This is a genomic window from Lentzea kentuckyensis (assembly GCF_002150765.1).
Taxonomy (GTDB): Bacteria; Actinomycetota; Actinomycetes; order Mycobacteriales; family Pseudonocardiaceae; genus Lentzea; species Lentzea kentuckyensis.
This window is the reverse complement of the sequence record NZ_MUYM01000074.1, coordinates 1-18,598: the sequence shown is the minus strand read 5'-3', so window position 1 is coordinate 18,598 and position 18,598 is coordinate 1. Positions and strand designations below refer to the sequence as shown.

Sequence of the window (18,598 nt, the reverse complement as noted above, 5' to 3'; positions counted from 1 at the left end):
GTTAACTCATCGCCCGCCACTATTTCTCGAGGGATCCTCTACCGCTGGATCGTGACGCCGCGGATCGTCTTCAGGTCACCGAAGAGCGACGGCGTCGGGTGGACGCGGTAGTTGTCCACCACCAGCATCTCCTTCGACTTGTCGCGCTTCTGGACCTCCAGGTGCACCGCGACGTGGCCCTCGTGCGACTTGAAGGTGACCTTCAGCTCCTCGATCAGCTCGGGCGTCAGCGTCTTGGTGTGCAGTCCGAGGACGAGCGGCGGATCGGCGTCGGGGTTCAGCTCGGCGTCGCTGATGTCGAGCGGGACGACACCGTCACCGAAGATCGCCATCTTGTCCTCGCGCCAGTTCACCCGCCCCTTCACGCACACGGCGGAGTCGAGCTCCAGGTCGTCGCGCAGGACCTCGTAGGACTTCGGGAAGAACAGCACCTCGATGGACGCGTCCAGGTCCTCGATCACGGTGATCGCCCACGGCAGGCCGTTCTTGTTCACCCGGCGCTCGATCGACGAGATCATGCCCGAGACGATCAGCTCGCCCTCCTTGGGCGGATCGTCGAGCACGACCGCGATCGGCCTGGGCGCGAACTTCCGCAGGATCCGCTCGGCGCCGTCGAGCGGGTGCGACGACACGTACAGCCCGAGCATTTCCTTTTCCAGGCTGAGCATCTGCTTGCGCTGGTACTCGTCGGTGCCGAACTTGAGGTGGGCCAGCGGGGACGTGCTGTCGTCCGGTTCGTCGCCGCTGTCGGCGCCGAACAGGTCGAACTGACCCTCGGCCTCCTTGCGCTTGATCGGCACGACGGCGTCGACCGCGTCCTCGTGCACCTGGATCAGCGACAGGCGGGTGTGACCGAACGAGTCGAACGCGCCAGCCTTGATCAGCGACTCGATCACGCGCTTGTTGCACGCGACGAGCTCGGACTTGTCCATGAAGTCCGTGAAGGACGTGTAGGCGCCCTTCTCCCGGCGGGTCTTGATGATCGACTCGACGACGTTCGCGCCGACGTTGCGGACCGCGCCCAGACCAAAGCGGATGTCGGTGCCGACCGCACCGAAGCGCAGCGCCGACTCGTTGACGTCCGGCGGGAGCACCTTGATGCCCAGGCGGCGGCACTCGGCGAGGTAGACCGCGGACTTGTCCTTGTTGTCACCGACCGACGTCAGCAGGGCGGCCATGTACTCGGCGCGGAAGTTCGCCTTGAGGTAGGCGGTCCAGTACGAGATCAGGCCGTACGCGGCCGCGTGCGACTTGTTGAACGCGTAGCCGGCGAACGGGAGAATCGTGTCCCACAGCGCCTGGATCGCCTCGTCGGAGAAGCCGCGCGGGTCGTTGCGCATGCCCTCCCGGAAGCCCTCGAACTCCTTGGCCAGCACCTCGGCCTTCTTCTTGCCCATGGCCTTGCGGAGCACGTCCGCTCGACCCATCGAGTAGCCCGCGACCTCCTGGGCGATGAACATGATCTGCTCTTGGTAGACGATCAGACCGTGCGTCTCGCCGAGGATCTCCTTGAGCGGTTCCTCGAGCTGCGGGTGGATCGGCTTGACTTCCTGACGGCCGTTCTTGCGGTCCGCGTAGTCGTTGTGCGCGTTCACACCCATCGGACCGGGGCGGTACAGCGCGCCGACCGCGACGATGTCCTCGAACGACGTCGGCTGCATGCGGCGCAGCAGGTCGCGCATCGGGCCACCGTCCAGCTGGAACACGCCGAGCGTGTCACCACGACCGAGCAGCGCGTAGGTCTCCGGGTCGTCCATCGGGAGCGTGTCGAAGTCCGGGACCGCGTCCTTGCCGCGGTTGGCTTCGATGTTCTCGATCGCGTCGCCCATCACGGTGAGGTTGCGCAGCCCGAGGAAGTCCATCTTCAGCAGGCCGATGTTCTCGCACGACGGGTAGTCCCAGCCGGTGATGAACGAGCCGTCGTCGCGGTACCAGAGCGGGATGGAGTCCGACAGCGGGTCCTTCGACATGATCACCGCGCAGGCGTGCACGCCTGCGTTGCGGATCAGGCCCTCCAGGCCGAGCGCGGTGTCGAAGATCTCCTTCACCTGCGCGTCGGTCTCGAGCAGCGACCTGACCTCGGCCGCCTCGCCGTAGCGCGGGTGGCTCTTGTTGATGATGCCGTTGAGCGGGATGTCCTTCGCCATGATCGGCGGCGGCAGCGCCTTCGAGATCTTGTCCGCGATCGCGAAGCCCGGCTGGCCGTGATGCACGCGCGCCGAGTCCTTCAGCGCGGCCTTGGTCTTGATCGTGCCGAACGTGATCACCTGGGCGACCTTGTCCGCGCCGTACTTCTCGCTGGCGTAGCGGATCATCTCGCCGCGCCGGCGGTCGTCGAAGTCGATGTCGATGTCGGGCATGGCGGTGCGCTCGGGGTTCAGGAACCGCTCGAACAGCAGACCGTGCGGGATCGGGTCGATGTTCGTGATGCCCATCGCCCACGACACCGCGGCGCCCGCGGCCGAACCACGGCCGGGACCGACCCGGATGCCGACGCTGCGGGCGTAGTTGATCAGGTCGGCGACGATCAGGAAGTACGCCGGGAAGCCCTTGTCGATGATGACCTGGGCCTCGAAGTCACAGCGCTTGATGTACTCGTCCGGGACCTCCTGGCCCCGGAACCGCCACTCGAGACCGCGCCGGATCTCCTTGCGGAACCACGAGGCCTGGTCCTCGCCCTCCGGCACCTCGAAGTTCGGGATCCGGTCCTTGATGCTCCAGATGTCCTCGTAGGACTCGACCATCGACGCGACGAGCAGCGTGTTGTCGCACGCCTCCGGCAGGTCCTTCCAGATCTGCCGCATCTCCTCGGACGACTTCAGGTAGTAACCGTCTCCGTCGAACTTGAACCGGTTCGGGTCGGTCAGCATCTTGCCGGACTGCACGCAGAGCAACGCCGAGTGCGTGTCCGCCTGGTCCTTGGTGACGTAGTGGCTGTCGTTGGTCGCGAGCGGCGGGATGCCGAGCTTCTTGCTGATCTCCAGCAGGCCGTCGCGGACCCGGCGCTCGATGTCGAGGCCGTGGTCCATCAGCTCCAGGAAGAAGTTCTCCTTGCCGAAGATGTCCTGGTAGTCGGCGGCGGCCTTGACCGCCTCCTCGACCTGCCCGAGCCGCAGGCGGGTCTGCACCTCGCCGGACGGGCAGCCGGTCGTCGCGATGATGCCGTCGGAATGCTGCGCGACGAGCTCGCGGTCCATGCGGGGCTTGTAGTAGTAGCCCGTCTTGCTCGCCTCGGTGTGCAGCCGGAACAGGTTGCGCAACCCGTCGGCGTTGCGCGCCCACATGGTCATGTGGGTGTACGCGCCGGCACCGGAGATGTCGTCGCCGCGCTGGCCGGGATCGCCCCAGAAGACCGGCTTCTTGTGCAGGCGGTTGTGCGGCGCGAGATAGGCCTCGATGCCGATGATCGGCTTGATGCCGGTCTTCGTGGCCGTTTGGTAGAACTCGTCGGACCCGTACATGTTGCCGTGGTCGCTCATGCCGACAGCGGTCATGCCGAGCCGCTCGGCTTCCTCGAACAACGGGGCCACCTTGGCCGCGCCGTCGAGCATCGAGTACTCGGTGTGCACGTGCAGGTGCACAAACGAGTCCGCCACGGTACCTCCAGGAGATCGAACGGACGCGTGGGAAGGACGCGAAATCCGGATCCGCCAACCATATCCCGCCTCGAAGCCCACCTCTCGCTCGGACACGTCGGTTTGTCGCCATGATCTCCAACCGGCCGGGCGGTGACGCGGAGATCGACAGCGGCGGGTAGCGTTCAATTCGTGGTGGCCCCCGATCCCGTAGACGCTCGCCTGCTCGCCGTTCTGGCCGAGTCGGGCCGCGCAGCCGTGCACGAGATCGCCCAGCGTCTGGGCATGGACCCCCGCGAAGCCGCCATGCGCCTGATCACCCTGTCCGGCAGCGGCCTGCCCCTGCTGGTCGGCGTCGAATGCGACCCGAACGGCGTGCGGCGCGCCCTCGCGAACGCCGCCGCCTACGGCAGCTACCTGGGCCCGCCGCCGTCCGGCCCGTACTCCGTGCACCAGAGCGGTCCGCACCAGGTTCAGCAGCCGTACGGACCGCAGGCCCCGATCAGCCAGCCGTTCCCGGCCCAGCCACAGCCGCAACTCCAGCCCCAGCCCCAGGCCACGTGGGGTCCGCCCCAGTCGGCCGGGTGGGTGCGCGCGGACCAGCCGCAGCCCAAGCCGATCTCGCGCACCGGCAAGATCGGCTCGACGCTGGAGGCCGACAGCCTCGAGGGCGCCCGCCTGTCCATCCAGCTGGTGGAGGTCGTCGACCCGGCGGACTTCCTGTTCACCGCGGCGGGTTACAAGCTCGCCGAGGGCGAACGCGCCGTGGTCGTGCACACCGAGGTGACGAACACCTCTCAGGTGCCGTACACCTCACTGCCGGACATGTACCTGGTCCTGGTCACCAAGACCGGCGAGACCGTGACGAAGGCGCCGGTGTCGTTGTCCTCACGCCCGGCGCACAAGCTCGGTGTGCAGCAGGGCGAAACGGCCGGCGGCCACACCGTGTTCGTGCTGCCGGAGATGACCGACGTCATCCAGGTCCGCTGGAGCGTGCGTCCCGAGGTGGACATCAACACGCTGGTGTGGACGGTAGAGGACTAGGTCCTGGGGGCCAGCGCCAGCAGGGCTGACGCCAGCGAGTCCGCCACGAACGCGCCGAACCGGCCGGCGGACCAGCCGCGGCGCAGCACCAGCAGCTCGAACAGCTCCGGCGCCGTGTAGGTCCACAGCACCTCGGCGGCCTCCTCCAGCGACACGCCGGGCCGCAGGTGGCCGCGGTCGTGCAACGCGCGGGCGTTGTCCTTCATCCGGCTGAACCGGTCGTCGTCCAACTCGTCGCGCAACCGGGCCAGGTCCTGGTCGTGCACGGCCCCGTCGCGGACCAGCAGCAGGATCGGCGCGACCAGCGGCGCCACCTCCGCGGCGAGCATCCCCCAGCCGCGCACGAGGGTGTGCGGATCCTCGCCCCGCAACGTGTCGGAGCGCTGCTCGGCGTGAACGGGTCCCACCCCTGCGAGCGCCCGCTCCCGCAGTGCGCGTACCAGGCCCGCCTTGCCGCGGAAGCGTTTGTAGACGGTCTCCACCGACACCCCGGCCGCCGTGGCGACGTCGGCGATCGCCGTGCCCGCGTAGCCGTTGGCGAGGAACAACCGCTGCGCCGCGTCCAGCACCGCCGCGCGCGTCTGCTCCGCCTGACGTTTTCGCCCGCCCGAGTCGTAGCGACGCTTGACTTCCGACATGTGTGCTCCCATATTCAGTACAGGCGACTGTACCGAATATCCCGAGGAGGTGGCCACCATGATCGAACGGCTCCAGCGGGCCGCCAACGCGCGCGACCTGGACGCGCTCGTGGACTGCTTCACGCCCGGCTACGTCAACGAGACGCCGGCACATCCCGAACGCGGCTTCCGGGGGCGGGACCAGGTCCGGCGCAACTGGGAACGGATCTTCGCCACCGTGGGCGACCTGGAGGTCGAGGTGCTGCGGCACGTGACCGACGGCGACACCGTGTGGAGCGAGTGGGAGCACCGCGGCACGCGGCCCGACGGCTCGCCGCACCTGATGCGCGGCGTGGTGATCTTCGGCGTCGAGGACGACCGCGCGGCGTGGGGGCGGTTCTACCTGGAACCCGTCGAGCACGGCGGCCCCGGCGTCGACGCCGCGCTGGCCCGGCACGTCGGCGGTGCGCCGTGATCCTCGTGGCGGGCGGCACCGGCCGGCTCGGCAGGCTGGTCGTGCGGAGGCTGGCCGACCGCGGGCTGCCGGTCAGCGTGCTCACCAGAGATCCGGCCCGCGCCGCCGGGCTGCCGGCCGCTGTCGTCGTGGGCGACGTGCGGCGCCCGCTCGCGTTCGGGCAGGTCGACGTGGTGGTCTCCGCCGTGCACGGGTTCGCCGGGCCCGGCGGCGTGACGCCGGAGACCGTCGACCGCGACGGCAACGCCCACCTCGTCGACGCGGCGAAGGAGGCGGGCGCGGACGTGATCATGCTGTCGGTGCAGGGCGCGGCCCCGGACCACCCGATGCTGCTGCACCGGATGAAGTACGCGGCCGAGGAGCACCTGCGTGCCAGCGGTATGCGGTGGACAGTCGTCCGGGCCACCGCGTTCCGCGAACTGTGGGTCGAGCTGCTCGGCCGGTCGCGGCGGCCGCTGGTGTTCGGCGGCGGCGACAACCCGATCAACTTCGTCGGCGTCGACGAGGTGGCCGCGCTCGTCGAGCGGGCCGTGGTCGACCCCGGCCTGCGCGGTCAGGTGCTGGAGGCGGGCGGGCAGAACCTGACGTTCAACGAGCTCGCCGCGACCGTGCGGCCAGAGACTCCCCGGCACGTGCCACCGCTCGCGCTGAAGGTGCTCGCCCGCGTCGGCCCGCGCGGCCTGGCCCGGCAGGCGAGGGCCGCGCTCGCCATGGACACCATCGACCTCACCTGGAGTCCACCCGGCTGAGCACCTGCAACGCCGCGTCGTGCACGCCGGGCGCGGCGGCGAGGTACTCGCGGGTGGTCAGCTCCCACGGCTCGCCGTCGAGATCGGTGACGACACCGCCCGCTTCCTGAACGAGCAGCACACCGGACGCGTGCGAGCGCACGTTGTCGTACTGCCAGTGCACATCCATCCGTCCCGCGGCGACCTGGGCGAGCTGATGGGTCACCGGCACGGAGATCCGCACGTAGAGCGCCTCCTTCGCCATCGCGCTGTAGGACGCGCCCACCCGGTCCGCCATCTCCGGCCCCTGCCCCGGCTGGGCCTGACCGGTGCCGGCCAGCGCGCCGTCGAGTGAGGTCTTGTCCGAGACCTCGAGGCGGACGCCGTTCAGGAACGCGCCGCCGCCCTCGGTGGCCGTGAACATCTCGTCGAACAGCGGGAAGTGGACGACGGACAGCACCGGGCGGCCGTCGCGGACCAGGCTCACGCCGATGTTCCAGTCGGTCATGCCGTGGACCGCGTTCATGTTGCCGCCGACCGGGTCGACGAGCCACCACTCGCCCGGTTCCAGCGGGCCGGAGCCGTGCTCGTCGTCGAGCCACCGCGCGCTCGGGCGGATCTCGGCGAGTTCCGGCCGCAGCAGGTCGACGACAGCCGCGTCGTTGGCGCGGACGGCCGCGATGATCTCGTCGAGCGAGGACGCCCGCGACTCCGGCGAACAGCGCTTCCGCATTCGCGCTCCGGCACGGCGGACGGCGGCGGTGGTGGCTGCGATCATGGCTTCCTCCAAGATTGACTGTCATGCAAGCGGATCTGAATCTGCTGACCGTGCTGGACGCCCTGCTCGAAGAGGGCAGCGTGATGGGCGCGGCGGAGCGGCTGCACCTGTCGTCACCCGCGGTCAGCCGCACCCTCGGGCGGATCAGGAAGGTGACCGGCGACGACATCCTGGTGCGCACCGGCCACTCGATGACGCCGACGCCGTACGCGCTGGCGATCTCCGAGGAGGTGCACCGGCTGGTGCGGCAGGCCAACGCCGTGCTGTCGCCGAGCCGTGAACTGGACCTCGCCCAGCTGGACCGCACCTTCACGGTCCAGTGCCACGACGCCCTCGCCTCGGCGGTGGTGCCGTCGCTGATCGGCAGGATCGCGACCCAGGCACCCGGCGTGCGGCTGCGGGTGCTCGCCGAGCACTCCACCGACACCGACGACCTGCGGCACGGCCGGGTCGACCTGGAACTCGGCGGCGGCACACCGAACCTGCCCGAGTTCCGCTCCGAACAACTCGGCACCGACCCGCTGGCCGTGGTCCTGCGGGCCGGGCATCCGTGCACCGAACTGGATCTGCGCGGGTACGCGGCCTACCCGCACGTGCTGGTCTCCCGGCGCGGCCGGTTCACCGCCCCGATCGACGACCTGCTGGCGTCGGCCGGACTGCACCGCAGGGTGATCGCGACCGTGGCGACCGTGGCGACCGCCCTGCAGATCGTGGCCACGAGCGACGCCCTGGTCACCACCACGGCGATCCTCTGCGGTCCGTTGATCGAGGCGTTCGGCCTGGTCACCCTGCCGCTGCCGGTCAAGTCCCCGGAGGCGCCGATCAACTGCAACTGGCACCAGCGCTACGACTCCGACCTGGCCCATGCGTGGTTCCGCGACCAGGTCCGCGCGACCCTCGCCGAGGTCCTAGGCCAGCGGTAGGGCGACAGTTCCGGGAAAGCGCGGCTCCTCGGCCTCGTCGAGCATCGCCGCCGCGACGGTGTCGCGGCCGACCTTCGCGCCGAGATCGAACGGCGGCGCGTCGTCCAGCCCGACCGTGCGCCGGCCAGGGCTCTCCGGTTCGTCGCTGAGCACCCCGGCGTGGAAGACGGTCCCACCGGCCGCGAGCACGGCGTTGTCGGCCGCGATCTTGTCCGGGATCCGGTCGCCCATCACCTTCCAGAGCACCCCGGCGCCCTCGCCCGCCGCCTCCGCGGACGCACCCGTGCCGTACGCGCCGAGCCAGATGATCCGCCGCGGTCCGGCGGCGACGACCGCCTTGGCGCCGTCGAGCAAGGTGCCCGCGCGGTCGGTGCCGAGCCCGGACAGGACGACGGAGTCCGCACCGACGACCGCGGCGATGCTCGCCGGGTCGCTCACGTCGCCGGCGACCTTGTGCAGGTTGGCGTGGTCGAGGGTGATGCGCTCGGGGTCGCGGGCGATCGCCGTGACGGCGTGGCCGCGGTCCAGGGCCTGGCGGGCGAGGGCATGACCGGTCCGGCCGGAGGCGGCGAGCACGATGAGGTTCATGCCGAGAACGCTAGGCAGGTCACCGATTAACATCAAATGAAAGCTCGTCAACCGATGATTTACCCAGACGCATTCGGCAAGCCCGGCCAACCTTGCAGACCGAAGGACTCGCCACGGCGGAACAGCTCCACGCCCGCATGCGTGTACGGCACGGTGTTGGGCGGGAGCTGATCGAGCGGGAACCACTGGATCCGTGCGCACTTGTGGGGCTCGGCATTGCGCGGTTCCCCGCGCCAGCGCGGGGCGTGGAAGAAGAAGCCGACGCGAGCGCGTCCCTCCGGGCTCAGGTAGTGCACGGAGGTGGCCATCACCAGATCGGCGCGGGTGAGCCCGAGGTCGATCTCTTCCCGGGCCTCGCGCATCACCGCGGCGACGAGGTCCTCGCCCTCTTCGAGCTTGCCCGACGGGAGGTTCCACTGACCATCGGCGTAGCCGGTGCCCGACCGTTCGGCGAGCAGCACGTGCCCGTCCCGCACCAGGATCAGCAGGACATCTACGAAACTCGTGTACGGCACGTCGCGGTCGTCAGCCTTCTTCGCGCAGCTTCTCCAACGCCGCCGACAGGTCGTCCGGGTACTCGGACGTGAACGTGACCCACTGCCCGTCCGCCGGGTGGTGGAACCCGAGCTGCCGCGCGTGCAGCCACTGCCGGGACACCCCGAGCCGCTTGGACAACGTCGGGTCGGCGCCGTACGTCAGGTCGCCGACGCACGGGTGGTGCAGCGCGGAGAAGTGCACGCGGATCTGGTGCGTACGACCGGTCTCCAGGTGGACCTCGACCAACGACGCGGCGCGGAACGCCTCCATCACCTCGTAGTGCGTGATGGAGGGCTTGCCGGAGTTCATCACGGCGAACTTGTAGTCGTGCTTGGGGTGCCGGTCGATCGGCGCGTCGATGGTGCCCTTGATCGGGTCCGGGTGCCCCTGCACGATCGCGTGGTAGACCTTGTCGACGGTCCGCTCTTTGAAGGCGTGCTTCAACGCCGAGTAGGCGGACTCGGACTTCGCCACCACCATCACGCCGGTCGTGCCCACGTCGAGGCGGTGCACGACGCCCTGGCGTTCGGCGGCACCGGACGTGGCGACGCGGTGACCGGCGCCGGCGAGCCCGCCCACCACGGTCGGGCCGGTCCAGCCCGGCGACGGGTGCACGGCCACGCCCACCGGCTTGTCGACGACGATGATGTCGTCGTCCTCGTGCAGGATGATCAGTCCCTCGACCGGGATGGCCTGCACGGTCACGGGCTGCGGCGGCGCCGGCAGCGTGATCTCCAGCATGGCCCCGGCAGTCAGCCGGTCGGACTTGCCGACCACCCGGCCGTTGATCAGCACGTCGTCGGCGTCGGCGATGGCCGCGACCACGGTGCGGGACAGGCCGAGCAGCTTCGCGAGGCCAGCGTCGACACGCATGCCGTCCAAACCGTCGGGAATCGGCAGCGTTCGGTAACCGCTCACGCGGGGGGCCTCGACCTTCTTCGCCTTGCAGAACCCGCTGAATCTACCAAGTGCGGCTACTTCGACTCCTGCAGCCCGGCCGGTTCCACGGGAACGGGAGCATCCTTGTGCACCGTGCCGTCGTAGTCGTGCTGCCTCAGCGCCAGGATGATGATCGTCGCGCCACCGCAGACGATCGCCATGTCGGCGACGTTGAACACCGGCCACACACGGCCGTACGGGTCGAACAGCGACAGGAAGTCCACCACGTGGCCGCGCATCGGGCCCGGCTCGCGGAAGAGGCGGTCGGCGAGGTTGCCGACGGCGCCTCCCAGCACCAGGCCCAGGCCGACGGCCCAGCCCTGGGAGCGGAGGTTGCGCGAGATCCAGACGATGAACCCGGCGACGCCCAGCGCGATCAGCGCCAGGATCCACGTCATGCCCTCGGCCAGGCCGAACGCGGCGCCGGGGTTGCGGACGAACGTCAGGTACAGCACGCCGCCGAAGATCTTGATCGGCTCGGCGCCCTCGAGGAACGCCACGGACAGCACCTTGGTGAGCACGTCGAAGGCCAGCACCCCGGCCGCCATGATCGCGAGGATCTTCGTCCTCGGTTCCGGCAGCGAACCGGTGATCGAGAACTCCGGCTCGACGACGTCCTCCTCGGAGACGACCCGCTCGGCGGGCTTCTCCCCGGCTTCGTCCTCGGGCACGACCAGCTCGGCGGCCTTCGGTACCTCGGTCGTCTCCGGCTCGCTGACCTGCACCTCGACCGCGGACTCGGCGACCTCCGCGGCTGCTGGGCCGGCGGCCTTCGACTCGTCACTCACCAGGTCATTGTCCACACCAGGGACTACGCGAGGAACGGCGGCAGGGTTCGGTTGTCGTCCTCGAGCACCCAGCGGCCGTCACGCTGCGTGTAGCTCCACTTCGGGCCCTCGGTGACGAGCGTGCGCAGTGCCGCGACCAGACGATCCACGTGCTCGGCCGTCGTGCCGAGACCGATCGACGCGCGCACGGCACGTTCCTCGTGCGAACCGAGCTGCTTGACCAGGCGGCCCACGATCACGTGCGCGCAGAACGCGCCGTCGCGCACACCGATGCCGTACTCGGCGGACAGCGCCGCCGCGAGGAAGCCCGCGTCGAAGCCGGAGATCGTGAAGCTCACGACGCCCACCTTGTCGGCGTCGGTGAGGATCGACAGCTCGCGGAAGCCGGGGATCGTGCGCAGGCCGTCCCGCAGGCGCGTGAGCAGCTCCTGCTCGTGCGCGATCGTCTGCTCCCAGTGCCGCGACAGGATCTCGCAGGCCGCGGCCAGCGCGTGCACGCCGACGACGTTCGGGCTGCCGGCCTCGTGCCGCTCGGGCACCGCGGACCAGGCCACGCCGAGCCGGTCGCCGTGGTCGGTGACCTTGGCGGTCGCGCCGCCGCCGACCAGGTACGGCTGGGCCTGCTGCAGCCAGTCCGCGCGGCCCACCAGCACACCCGCACCGAACGGCGCGTAGATCTTGTGGCCGGAGAACGCGATGTAGTCGACGCCCAGCTCGCGGACGTTGATCGGGCGGTGCGGCGCGAGCTGCGCGGCGTCGAGCGCGATCCGCGCACCGTGCCGGCGGGCGACCTTCGCGAGCTCCGCGACCGGCCACAGCTCACCCGTGACGTTGGACGCCCCGGTGACGATCACGAGCCTAGGGCCGACCGGGGCGGCGGCAAGAGCCCGGTCCAGCGCGACGACCGCAGCGCCGGACGAAGAAGGTGAGGGAACGCGCTGAACGTTCGGGCCACGCCACGGCAGCAGCGCCGCGTGGTGCTCGCTGTCGAACAGCACGACTGCGGTGTTCTTGGGAACGCTGCGGGCCAACAGGTTCAGCGAATCCGTGGTGTTGCGGGTGAAGACGACGGCGTCGGAGGAGTGCGCCCCGACGAACCTGCGGATGCGGTCCCTGGCCTGCTCGTAGACGCGGGTCGAGACCTGCGAGGCGAACCCGGCGCCGCGGTGCACGCTGGCGTACCAGGGCAGCAGCTCGTCGACGGTGTCGCGCACTTCCTGCAGACAGGGCGCGGAAGCCGCGTGATCGAGGTTGGCATAGGTGACGCGCTCTCCGGTGACGAGCGGAACGCGCAGGTCAGCGCCGACAACAGCCGGAACCGCAGTGCCAGTGGTGGTCTTGGTGATCGCGAGCGTCATCGAGCTGCCTCCGAGGCCAGGGGCCCGCATGGAGGCCCGCGCTTGACCGGCGCCCTACGCGCCGGACCAGGTCCTCACCAAGGGCACCCCACCGCGGTAGGAGGGTTGCCGGCCAGCAAGCTTGGGCTTGACGCTGGCTCTCATGACCTGCCGACGACGTTAGCGGAGGCTCGCGGCGCCCGTCGAGCGTCGATCACATGCTGGGAAGCCTCGGAGACCGACAGGCCCTACTCGCCGGTCTCGCCCTTCCACCGTGCGTAGCGACCGGCCCGGTCGACCGCGCGTATCCGCCGCTCAGCGGCGTCACGCGCTTCCTCGGTGGTGACGATGAGCAACTGGTCGTCGGTGTTCAGCCGGGTCGTCGGCTGTGGCGTGAAACTCTTCCCGGCGCGCACCACGAGGCTCACCGTTGCGCCGCTCGGGAGCCTCAGTTCGGACATGTACACGCCGTGCAACTTCGACCCGCGCTGGATGTGCACCTGCAGCAGTTCGGCGCCCAGCTCGTCCAACGGCGAGGCGTCGACCTGGACCTCCTGCGCCTCCCCCGCGCGCACCAGCCCGAGGCGGCGCGCGAGGAACGGCAGCGTCGTGCCCTGCACCACCGTCAGCACGATGACCAGCACGAACACCGCGTCGACCAGTTCGCGCGCACCCTCGACGCCCTGGATCAACGGGATCAGCGCGAACACGATCGGCACCGCACCGCGCAGACCGGACCACGAGAGGAACGCCTGTTCCCGCCACGGCACCTTGAACGGCAGCGAGGCGACCACGACGGACAGCGGGCGTGCCACGAGCGTCACCACCACACCCGCGATCAGCGCGGGGACCAGCACGTCGAGCAACCGCGACGGCGAGGCGTAGAGGCCGAGCAGAACGAAGAGCCCGATCTGGGCGAGCCAGCCGAGGCCCTCCGCGAACGAGAGAGTGTCGGCGCGGTGCGGCAGGCGTGCGTTGCCGAGCACGAGCGCGGCCACGTAGGTGGCGAGGAATCCGGACGCGTGCACGAGGTCGCCGGCCGTGTAGGCCATCACGCACACCGCCACGGTGGCGAGCGGGTACAGACCGGTGGCGGGCAGCGCCGCCCGTCTCAGTCCGGCGCCGCCGAGGTAGCCCAGCGCGACGCCGATGAGCGCGCCCGCCCCCAGTTCGTAGATCACCAGCAACGGCGCGGTCCACGAGATCCGGTCCGAGGACGCCAGCAGCACCACGGCGATGTACACGGGTGCGTCGTTGAGGCCGGACTCCAGTTCTAAAGCACCGGTGAGCCGCGCCCCGACACCTAATGACCTCAGGACGCTGAAGACGGCCGCCGCGTCCGTGGACGACAGCACCGCGCCCCACAGCAACGCCATCCGCCAGTCGAGGTCGAGCAGGTAGTGCAACGCCGTTCCGGTCACCGCGACGCTCACCGCCACGGCCACTGTGGACAGTGCGATGCCCAGTCGCAGCGAGGACTTCACGGCCTGCCAACGGGTCGTGAGCCCACCCTCGGTCAGGATCAGCACGAGTGCCGCGATGCCGAGGGACCGCGTCAGGTCGGCGTCGTCGAACTTGATACCGGCGACGGACTCGCCGAGGACCACGCCGATGCCGAGGTACAGCAACAACGAGGGCAGGCCGAGGCGAGTCGACACCCGCACCGCGATCACCGCGATCAGCAGTACGGCCGCGCCGATGCCCAGAACGACCGTGACGTCACCCACCTGGACCATTCTGGTTGATCACCACCGAGTTGGACGAATCAGAGGCGTTAACAACTCCAGCCGTTCGCACCTATCCGGCTTATGCGCGTCAGAGCATGTTGATCAGTGGCTCAATCCCTACCCCTGCACGGAGTTGAACCATGAGGATCCTGATCGCGCTGGCGGCCGCCTTGATGGTGACCGGAGTGACCACAGCGCAAGCGGCCGCTCCAGCGGCCTTGGCCGCGCCCGACATCAGCGTCACGAACGTGCGAGCGCACCTCACCCAGTTGCAGACGATCGCGACCGCGAACGGCGGCAACCGCGCCCACGGACGTCCGGGGTACAAGGCCTCGGTGGACTGGGTGAAGAAGCAGCTCGACGACGCCGGCTTCACCACGCGCGTGCAGTCGTTCACCTACGGCGGCGCCACCGGCTACAACCTGATCGCCGACTACCCCGGCGGCGACACGAACAACGTCGTCATGCTGGGCGGCCACCTCGACAGCGTCACCGCGGGCCCCGGCATCAACGACAACGGCACGGGTTCCGCGTCGATCCTGGAGGTCGCCCTCCAGATGAAGGCCACCGGCTTCGCGCCGCGCAAGCACGTGCGGTTCGGCTGGTGGGGCGCGGAGGAACGCGGCCTGCGCGGCTCGCGTGCCTACCTGAACTCGCTGTCCAGCACCGAGAAGTCGAAGATCAAGGCGTACCTGAACTTCGACATGACGGGCTCGCCGAACCCCGGTTACTTCGTCTACGACGGCACCGAGCACAAGCCGGTGATCCCCGGTTCGGTGGAACTGCAGAAGCGGCTGGAGGCGGGCTTCGCGTCGATCGGCGTCCAGACCGAGCTGACCCTGGTCAACGGCCGTTCCGACCACGCGGCGTTCACGGAGGCGGGCATCGCGACCTCAGGCACGTTCACCGGCGCCGAGGAGACCAAGACCTCGGCCCAGGCCACGAAGTGGGGCGGCACGGCCGGTCAGGCCTTCGACCGCTGCTACCACCGCTCCTGCGACACCATGTCGAACGTCAACGACAAGGCACTCGACCGCAACGCGGACGTGATCGCCTACACGTTGTGGGCGACCGCGGCCTGATCATTTCGCGGTGAGCACCTGCACGGCCTCGTCGAGCACCGGTTCGACGAGGCCGGGCAGGGTCGCCCACATCTGCACCTGGCCCAGGTACAGGCTGAACGCGATCAGCGCCCGCTTCCGCGCGTGCTCGTGGTCGAACCCGAGCTGCTCGAACAGCTCGGTCAGGTAGCCGAGCCGCTTCTTCGTGACGCGCTGCAGCACCGGCGCGATGACCTCGTTCTCGGCGCCCGCCTGCAGCGCCAGCTCCACCGAGCCCTCGCGGGTGCGGTCGAGCACCGTGCCGAACAACGTCCTGAGCTTGTCGTGCGGGGTCTTCTCGGCCTCGACCAGCTCGATGACCTTCTCGGTGTGCTCCCGCTCCCACCGCTCCACGGTCGCCCTGAGCAGCGCCTCCCGGTTCGGGAAGTGGTGGTACACGCTGCCTTTCGTGGCTCCGGCCCGCGCCGCGAGCGGTTCGATCGCGACCGCGCCCAGCCCGCCTTCGGCCAGCGCTCTCAGCGCTATCTCAGTCCAGTCATCACGATTCCTCCGCGCCACGCTTCCATACGCTACCGTACGTTTTCAGAACATACGGGAGCGTATGGAAGGAGCTCGACTCATGATCGAAAACGTGCACGAGCGGCGGTTGCCGGTCGACGCGGGGCCGTTCGTGGACCGCATCCTGGAACTGTGGCCGGACGGCTGGCCGCGGATGACGTTCGACCGGCCGCTGGGGGTCGGCGCGGACGGCGGCCACGGCCCGATCCGCTACACCTGCACCGCCTACGAACCAGGCCGCCGCATCGAGTTCGCCTTCAAGCACCTGAACGGCACGCACGTGCTGGAGGCGGACGGCGACATCCTGCGGCACACCCTGATCACCCACCCCACGCGCCCGCTGCCGTGGGTGCGATGGGTGTTCGTGATCCGCTGGCTGCACGACGCGTGCCTCGAGGAGCTGCTCGACAACGCCGAGACGGCGGCGGGCCGGCCGCCGGAACAGCCGTTCCGCCGGTCGCCGTTCGTCCGCCTGCTCGGGCGGGCCGCCGGAATCGGGACCTGACCCGCCGCACGAGTGCGAACATCGGGCGTTCACATTCTCGTCCCGCTTGCGTCTACCTGGTACCGGGTCGCTAAACGCGGCCGACGGACAGGTCTCGAGAGGGGAAGTACGAGATGGTGGACCCCCTAACCGCCCTCAGCGGGAAGATTCGACGGCAGGTGGGTTCGACGCTCGAGGACCTGGTCGTGGTCCGGCCGCGCACTGACTCGGATCGGTCGTGATGACACCCTCCGACTCCGACGAACACGCGGTCGCCTTCAGCGACTTCTACCACCGGGAGCGCACTCGGATGTGCAGGTTCGCCGCCACCTGGTCACCGGGCCTCGACCACGAGGCCGCCGTCCAGGACGCCTTCGTCAGCGCCTGGCGGAACTGGCGGTCGATCGAGCCGTCGCGGCGGTGCGCGTGGTTGGTGACGGCGATCCGCAACTCGCTCATCGACCAGGCCCGCCGGCTGCGCGAACGTCCGGGAGTCCTCAGCGACGAACTGATCGCCCGGCACGGCAGTGCCTTCCGGATCCTCGTCCAGCGCCACCGCGACGCGGAGATCTCCCAGGAACTCACCGCGACGCTCACCGCGATCAGCGGTCTGCCGGAAACGCTGCGCACCGCGCTGGCGCTGAGGTTCTGGTCGTTCGACTACGAGCAGATCGCCGAAGTGCTCGGCTGCGACCGGGATGCCGCGCGGGTCCACGTGTCCCGGGCCCGCGCGCAGGTCAGCGCGAAGGTCGGTAATCCAGATCGCCGGGTTCGCAATTCGCGGCGCGGCGTCAAGGGGGAGTCATGAGCTCCGAACGCGAGCGGCAGGCCAACGGCGACGGAGCGGCCCGTCGCCTGAACGAACTGCGTGCCGAACTCACCGACATGATCCCGGAGGACTCGGCACCGGACGAGGTCGGCGTGGCCGCGATCATCGCGCAGGGCGCCACCGCCGTGCTTCCCGTCGTCGCGTGGGAAGGCCTGGAAGGCCCCGCTCGGCACGCGCAGTGCGTCCTGGCGGCCCGCGAAGGCGACCGGTCCGCGCTCGACGTCCTCGTCACGGAGCTGACGCCCCTCGTCTGGCACGTCGCCAGGGGAAACGGCCTCGATCGCGCCACCGCCGAGGACGTCGTCCAGACCGTCTGGATGGCCTTCCTGCGCAACATCGACCGGTTGACCGAGCCGCGCGCACTCGTCGGCTGGCTGGTCGTGACGACCCGCAGGGAAGCACGCAAGCACTGGCAGGAGGCACATGGGCGGTCGGCACTGTCGACGGACAACTCCGAGGTGCCCAGCGCACGGTGGCTGCCGGAGGTGGAGGCCCTGCGCGACGACCGCGACCGCATTCTGTGGCGGGCGTTCAGCAGGCTGACGCGACGGTGCCAGGAACTCCTTCGGCTCACCGTGCTCGCCGGGCGGGCCGAATACCGCGCGGTCGCCGAGGCGTTGGAGATGCCGCACGGCAGCATCGGGCCGACCAGGGGACGTTGCCTGGCAGCACTTCGGGATGAGCTCACCGCAGAAGGAGGCGTCTGATGACCGAGTTGGACGAGACCGACCTGGCGATCATCGCGTGGCTCACCGAACTGGTCTGCGTGATCGACCCACCTCCCGTTCGTCTTGCCGAGCAGGTGTTGGTGGCGCTGGACCGCACCTCGCTTCCCCAGGCGGCCTGAGCCGTGGTGCGGCCCCTCGGCCGGGGCCGCACCACGAACCGCTTCGGACCAGCCAGGTCACGCGCAGTCGAGCACGACCGGGTAGCTGTTCCACTCGTCGAGCACCCGCGTGCCGTACAGGTCGCCCTCGTCGGTGAGGACTCCTAATCGCGCACCGCTGTCCACGCCCACCGGTCGCTGCTCGACGTCAGGCCAGAACGCGTTCGCCCCGGTCGTTGTGCCGTTGTCCACAATGCCCAGCAGCTGGCCGTGGGAGTTCACGGCCACCGGGTCCACCGCACCGGTGAACGCGCCGCTCACCTGGCCCTGCCGGTCCCAGCGCACGACCTCGGCACCGGACCGGCCCACGACGTAGGAGCCGTGCATCGCCCGCACCTCCGTGGCGCCGCTGAGCTCCACGGTGCCGGACGCGCCGATCCAGTGGACACCCGTGCTCGACGAGGCCAGCACCGTGCCGTCGTCCGCGATGCCGATCGCCGACCAGGACGCGTCGGTGCCGGGCACGAGCTGGGCATCGGCGGATCCGGCCGGCCACACCACCGGCTTGCCGTCCGACTCCCCGAGCACGTCGCCGCGCTCGTTCACGTCGATCGCCGTGACCCCGTACTCGCCCTGCCAGCCGCGCAGCGTCGTGTACACGCCGGCCTGCCAGCGAGTCGCCGCGGGGAAGGCGGTGGATCCCGTCAGGACCACCACACCGGACGAGTTCACGTCGGCGGCGTAGGCGCCGCGCCGGAAGAACGACAGCTGGTCGACCAGCTGT

Annotated in this window: 20 protein-coding genes and 1 riboswitch; of the genes, 9 read left to right on the top strand and 11 right to left on the bottom strand. The window is 69.7% G+C overall.

The genetic code is table 11. The features are described from left to right. Window positions 1-38 precede the first annotated feature (38 nt). Entirely contained in the window at window positions 39-3,551 is a 3,513-nt protein-coding gene (gene dnaE / locus B0F77_RS31600; RefSeq protein ID WP_086666730.1) for a DNA polymerase III subunit alpha, read from the bottom strand. Between the two features lie 216 nt (window positions 3,552-3,767). Here dnaE and B0F77_RS31595 point away from each other — a divergent pair, with 216 nt between their 5' ends. Beyond that, window positions 3,768-4,619 (top strand): AsnC family protein, encoded by an 852-nt coding sequence (locus B0F77_RS31595; RefSeq protein ID WP_086666664.1) that lies wholly within the window; start codon window positions 3,768-3,770, stop codon window positions 4,617-4,619. On the opposite strand, the gene B0F77_RS31590 is transcribed toward B0F77_RS31595, so the two are convergent. Next, complete coding sequence (locus tag B0F77_RS31590; protein WP_086666663.1) at window positions 4,616-5,257, bottom strand: TetR/AcrR family transcriptional regulator; 642 nt, start codon at window positions 5,255-5,257, stop codon at window positions 4,616-4,618. The genes B0F77_RS31595 and B0F77_RS31590 overlap by 4 nt on opposite strands. Before the next feature lie 58 nt (window positions 5,258-5,315). Here B0F77_RS31590 and B0F77_RS31585 point away from each other — a divergent pair, with 58 nt between their 5' ends. Both B0F77_RS31585 and B0F77_RS31580 read left to right on the top strand, forming a co-directional pair. Continuing rightward, a complete protein-coding gene (locus tag B0F77_RS31585; RefSeq protein WP_086666729.1) occupies window positions 5,316-5,711 on the top strand; it encodes a nuclear transport factor 2 family protein in 396 nt (131 codons plus the stop codon). Beyond that, window positions 5,708-6,460, top strand: coding sequence for an SDR family oxidoreductase (locus B0F77_RS31580; protein WP_158102870.1), 753 nt, complete (start codon window positions 5,708-5,710; stop codon window positions 6,458-6,460). Before B0F77_RS31585 ends, B0F77_RS31580 begins: the two co-directional genes overlap by 4 nt. Here B0F77_RS31580 and B0F77_RS31575 read toward each other — a convergent pair. Further along, window positions 6,438-7,217, bottom strand: a complete 780-nt coding sequence (locus B0F77_RS31575) for an inositol monophosphatase family protein (RefSeq protein ID WP_245848901.1) — start codon at window positions 7,215-7,217, stop codon at window positions 6,438-6,440. The two genes, B0F77_RS31580 and B0F77_RS31575, sit on opposite strands and share 23 nt — an antisense overlap. Window positions 7,218-7,240: 23 nt before the next feature. Here B0F77_RS31575 and B0F77_RS31570 point away from each other — a divergent pair, with 23 nt between their 5' ends. Next, on the top strand, window positions 7,241-8,140 hold the full coding sequence (locus B0F77_RS31570) for a LysR family transcriptional regulator (RefSeq protein ID WP_086666660.1): 900 nt from the start codon (window positions 7,241-7,243) through the stop codon (window positions 8,138-8,140). Here B0F77_RS31570 and B0F77_RS31565 read toward each other — a convergent pair. The 6 genes from B0F77_RS31565 to B0F77_RS31540 form a co-directional block, all read right to left on the bottom strand. Beyond that, window positions 8,126-8,728 carry an NAD(P)-dependent oxidoreductase gene (locus B0F77_RS31565; RefSeq protein WP_086666659.1) on the bottom strand — a complete coding sequence of 201 codons (603 nt, stop codon included), beginning with the start codon at window positions 8,726-8,728 and terminating at the stop codon, window positions 8,126-8,128. The two genes, B0F77_RS31570 and B0F77_RS31565, sit on opposite strands and share 15 nt — an antisense overlap. A 59-nt stretch (window positions 8,729-8,787) precedes the next feature. Further along, window positions 8,788-9,243, bottom strand: a complete 456-nt coding sequence (locus B0F77_RS31560; protein ID WP_086666658.1) for an NUDIX hydrolase — start codon at window positions 9,241-9,243, stop codon at window positions 8,788-8,790. Window positions 9,244-9,253: 10 nt separating this feature from the next. Beyond that, window positions 9,254-10,138, bottom strand: a complete 885-nt coding sequence (locus B0F77_RS31555) for an RluA family pseudouridine synthase (protein WP_086666728.1) — start codon at window positions 10,136-10,138, stop codon at window positions 9,254-9,256. Between the two features lie 101 nt (window positions 10,139-10,239). After that, the gene (gene lspA, locus B0F77_RS31550; protein ID WP_245848899.1) at window positions 10,240-10,992 is read right to left on the bottom strand and encodes a signal peptidase II; all 753 of its coding nucleotides are present in this window, start codon (window positions 10,990-10,992) and stop codon (window positions 10,240-10,242) included. Between the two features lie 23 nt (window positions 10,993-11,015). Beyond that, a complete protein-coding gene (locus B0F77_RS31545; RefSeq protein WP_086666727.1) occupies window positions 11,016-12,350 on the bottom strand; it encodes an aminotransferase class V-fold PLP-dependent enzyme in 1,335 nt (444 codons plus the stop codon). 33 nt (window positions 12,351-12,383) lie between these two features. Beyond that, a riboswitch (SAM riboswitch) is annotated at window positions 12,384-12,498 on the bottom strand. A 79-nt stretch (window positions 12,499-12,577) separates the two neighbouring features. Beyond that, window positions 12,578-14,056: a potassium/proton antiporter gene (locus B0F77_RS31540; RefSeq protein WP_086666726.1), complete on the bottom strand. Its 1,479-nt coding sequence runs from the start codon at window positions 14,054-14,056 to the stop codon at window positions 12,578-12,580. 140 nt (window positions 14,057-14,196) lie between these two features. On the opposite strand from B0F77_RS31540, the gene B0F77_RS31535 reads away from it, so the two are divergent. Continuing rightward, window positions 14,197-15,138, top strand: a complete 942-nt coding sequence (locus tag B0F77_RS31535; RefSeq protein ID WP_211294151.1) for a M28 family metallopeptidase — start codon at window positions 14,197-14,199, stop codon at window positions 15,136-15,138. On the opposite strand, the gene B0F77_RS31530 is transcribed toward B0F77_RS31535, so the two are convergent. After that, entirely contained in the window at window positions 15,139-15,675 is a 537-nt protein-coding gene (locus tag B0F77_RS31530) for a TetR/AcrR family transcriptional regulator (protein ID WP_086666656.1), read from the bottom strand. A gap of 61 nt (window positions 15,676-15,736) precedes the next feature. Between B0F77_RS31530 and B0F77_RS31525 the strand changes: the two genes are divergently transcribed. The 4 genes from B0F77_RS31525 to B0F77_RS48155 all read left to right on the top strand — a co-directional run bounded on the left by B0F77_RS31525 (window position 15,737) and on the right by B0F77_RS48155 (window position 17,835). Then, a complete protein-coding gene (locus tag B0F77_RS31525) occupies window positions 15,737-16,180 on the top strand; it encodes an SRPBCC family protein (RefSeq protein ID WP_211294150.1) in 444 nt (147 codons plus the stop codon). 220 nt (window positions 16,181-16,400) lie between these two features. Continuing rightward, window positions 16,401-16,967, top strand: coding sequence for an RNA polymerase sigma factor (locus tag B0F77_RS31520; RefSeq protein WP_086666654.1), 567 nt, complete (start codon window positions 16,401-16,403; stop codon window positions 16,965-16,967). Beyond that, a complete protein-coding gene (locus B0F77_RS31515) occupies window positions 16,964-17,695 on the top strand; it encodes an RNA polymerase sigma factor (RefSeq protein WP_245848898.1) in 732 nt (243 codons plus the stop codon). The genes B0F77_RS31520 and B0F77_RS31515 overlap by 4 nt, the downstream gene beginning before the upstream one ends. Continuing rightward, the gene (locus tag B0F77_RS48155) at window positions 17,695-17,835 is read left to right on the top strand and encodes a hypothetical protein (RefSeq protein ID WP_158102869.1); all 141 of its coding nucleotides are present in this window, start codon (window positions 17,695-17,697) and stop codon (window positions 17,833-17,835) included. The genes B0F77_RS31515 and B0F77_RS48155 overlap by 1 nt, the downstream gene beginning before the upstream one ends. 57 nt (window positions 17,836-17,892) lie before the next feature. Here B0F77_RS48155 and B0F77_RS48150 read toward each other — a convergent pair. After that, the coding region (locus B0F77_RS48150) for a hypothetical protein (RefSeq protein ID WP_086666653.1) at window positions 17,893-18,598 on the bottom strand (706 nt) is incomplete at its 5' end.

Coding starts and splice junctions, on each gene's coding strand:
- dnaE (WP_086666730.1), bottom strand. CDS start 3,551: ATGCTCGACGGCGCGGCCAAGGTGGCCCCGTTGTTCGAGGAAGCCGAG.
- B0F77_RS31590 (WP_086666663.1), bottom strand. CDS start 5,257: ATGTCGGAAGTCAAGCGTCGCTACGACTCGGGCGGGCGAAAACGTCAG.
- B0F77_RS31585 (WP_086666729.1), top strand. CDS start 5,316: ATGATCGAACGGCTCCAGCGGGCCGCCAACGCGCGCGACCTGGACGCG.
- B0F77_RS31575 (WP_245848901.1), bottom strand. CDS start 7,217: ATGATCGCAGCCACCACCGCCGCCGTCCGCCGTGCCGGAGCGCGAATG.
- B0F77_RS31570 (WP_086666660.1), top strand. CDS start 7,241: ATGCAAGCGGATCTGAATCTGCTGACCGTGCTGGACGCCCTGCTCGAA.
- B0F77_RS31565 (WP_086666659.1), bottom strand. CDS start 8,728: ATGAACCTCATCGTGCTCGCCGCCTCCGGCCGGACCGGTCATGCCCTC.
- B0F77_RS31555 (WP_086666728.1), bottom strand. CDS start 10,138: ATGCGTGTCGACGCTGGCCTCGCGAAGCTGCTCGGCCTGTCCCGCACC.
- B0F77_RS31545 (WP_086666727.1), bottom strand. CDS start 12,350: ATGACGCTCGCGATCACCAAGACCACCACTGGCACTGCGGTTCCGGCT.
- B0F77_RS31535 (WP_211294151.1), top strand. CDS start 14,197: ATGAGGATCCTGATCGCGCTGGCGGCCGCCTTGATGGTGACCGGAGTG.
- B0F77_RS31525 (WP_211294150.1), top strand. CDS start 15,737: ATGATCGAAAACGTGCACGAGCGGCGGTTGCCGGTCGACGCGGGGCCG.
- B0F77_RS31520 (WP_086666654.1), top strand. CDS start 16,401: ATGACACCCTCCGACTCCGACGAACACGCGGTCGCCTTCAGCGACTTC.
- B0F77_RS31515 (WP_245848898.1), top strand. CDS start 16,964: ATGAGCTCCGAACGCGAGCGGCAGGCCAACGGCGACGGAGCGGCCCGT.
- B0F77_RS48155 (WP_158102869.1), top strand. CDS start 17,695: ATGACCGAGTTGGACGAGACCGACCTGGCGATCATCGCGTGGCTCACC.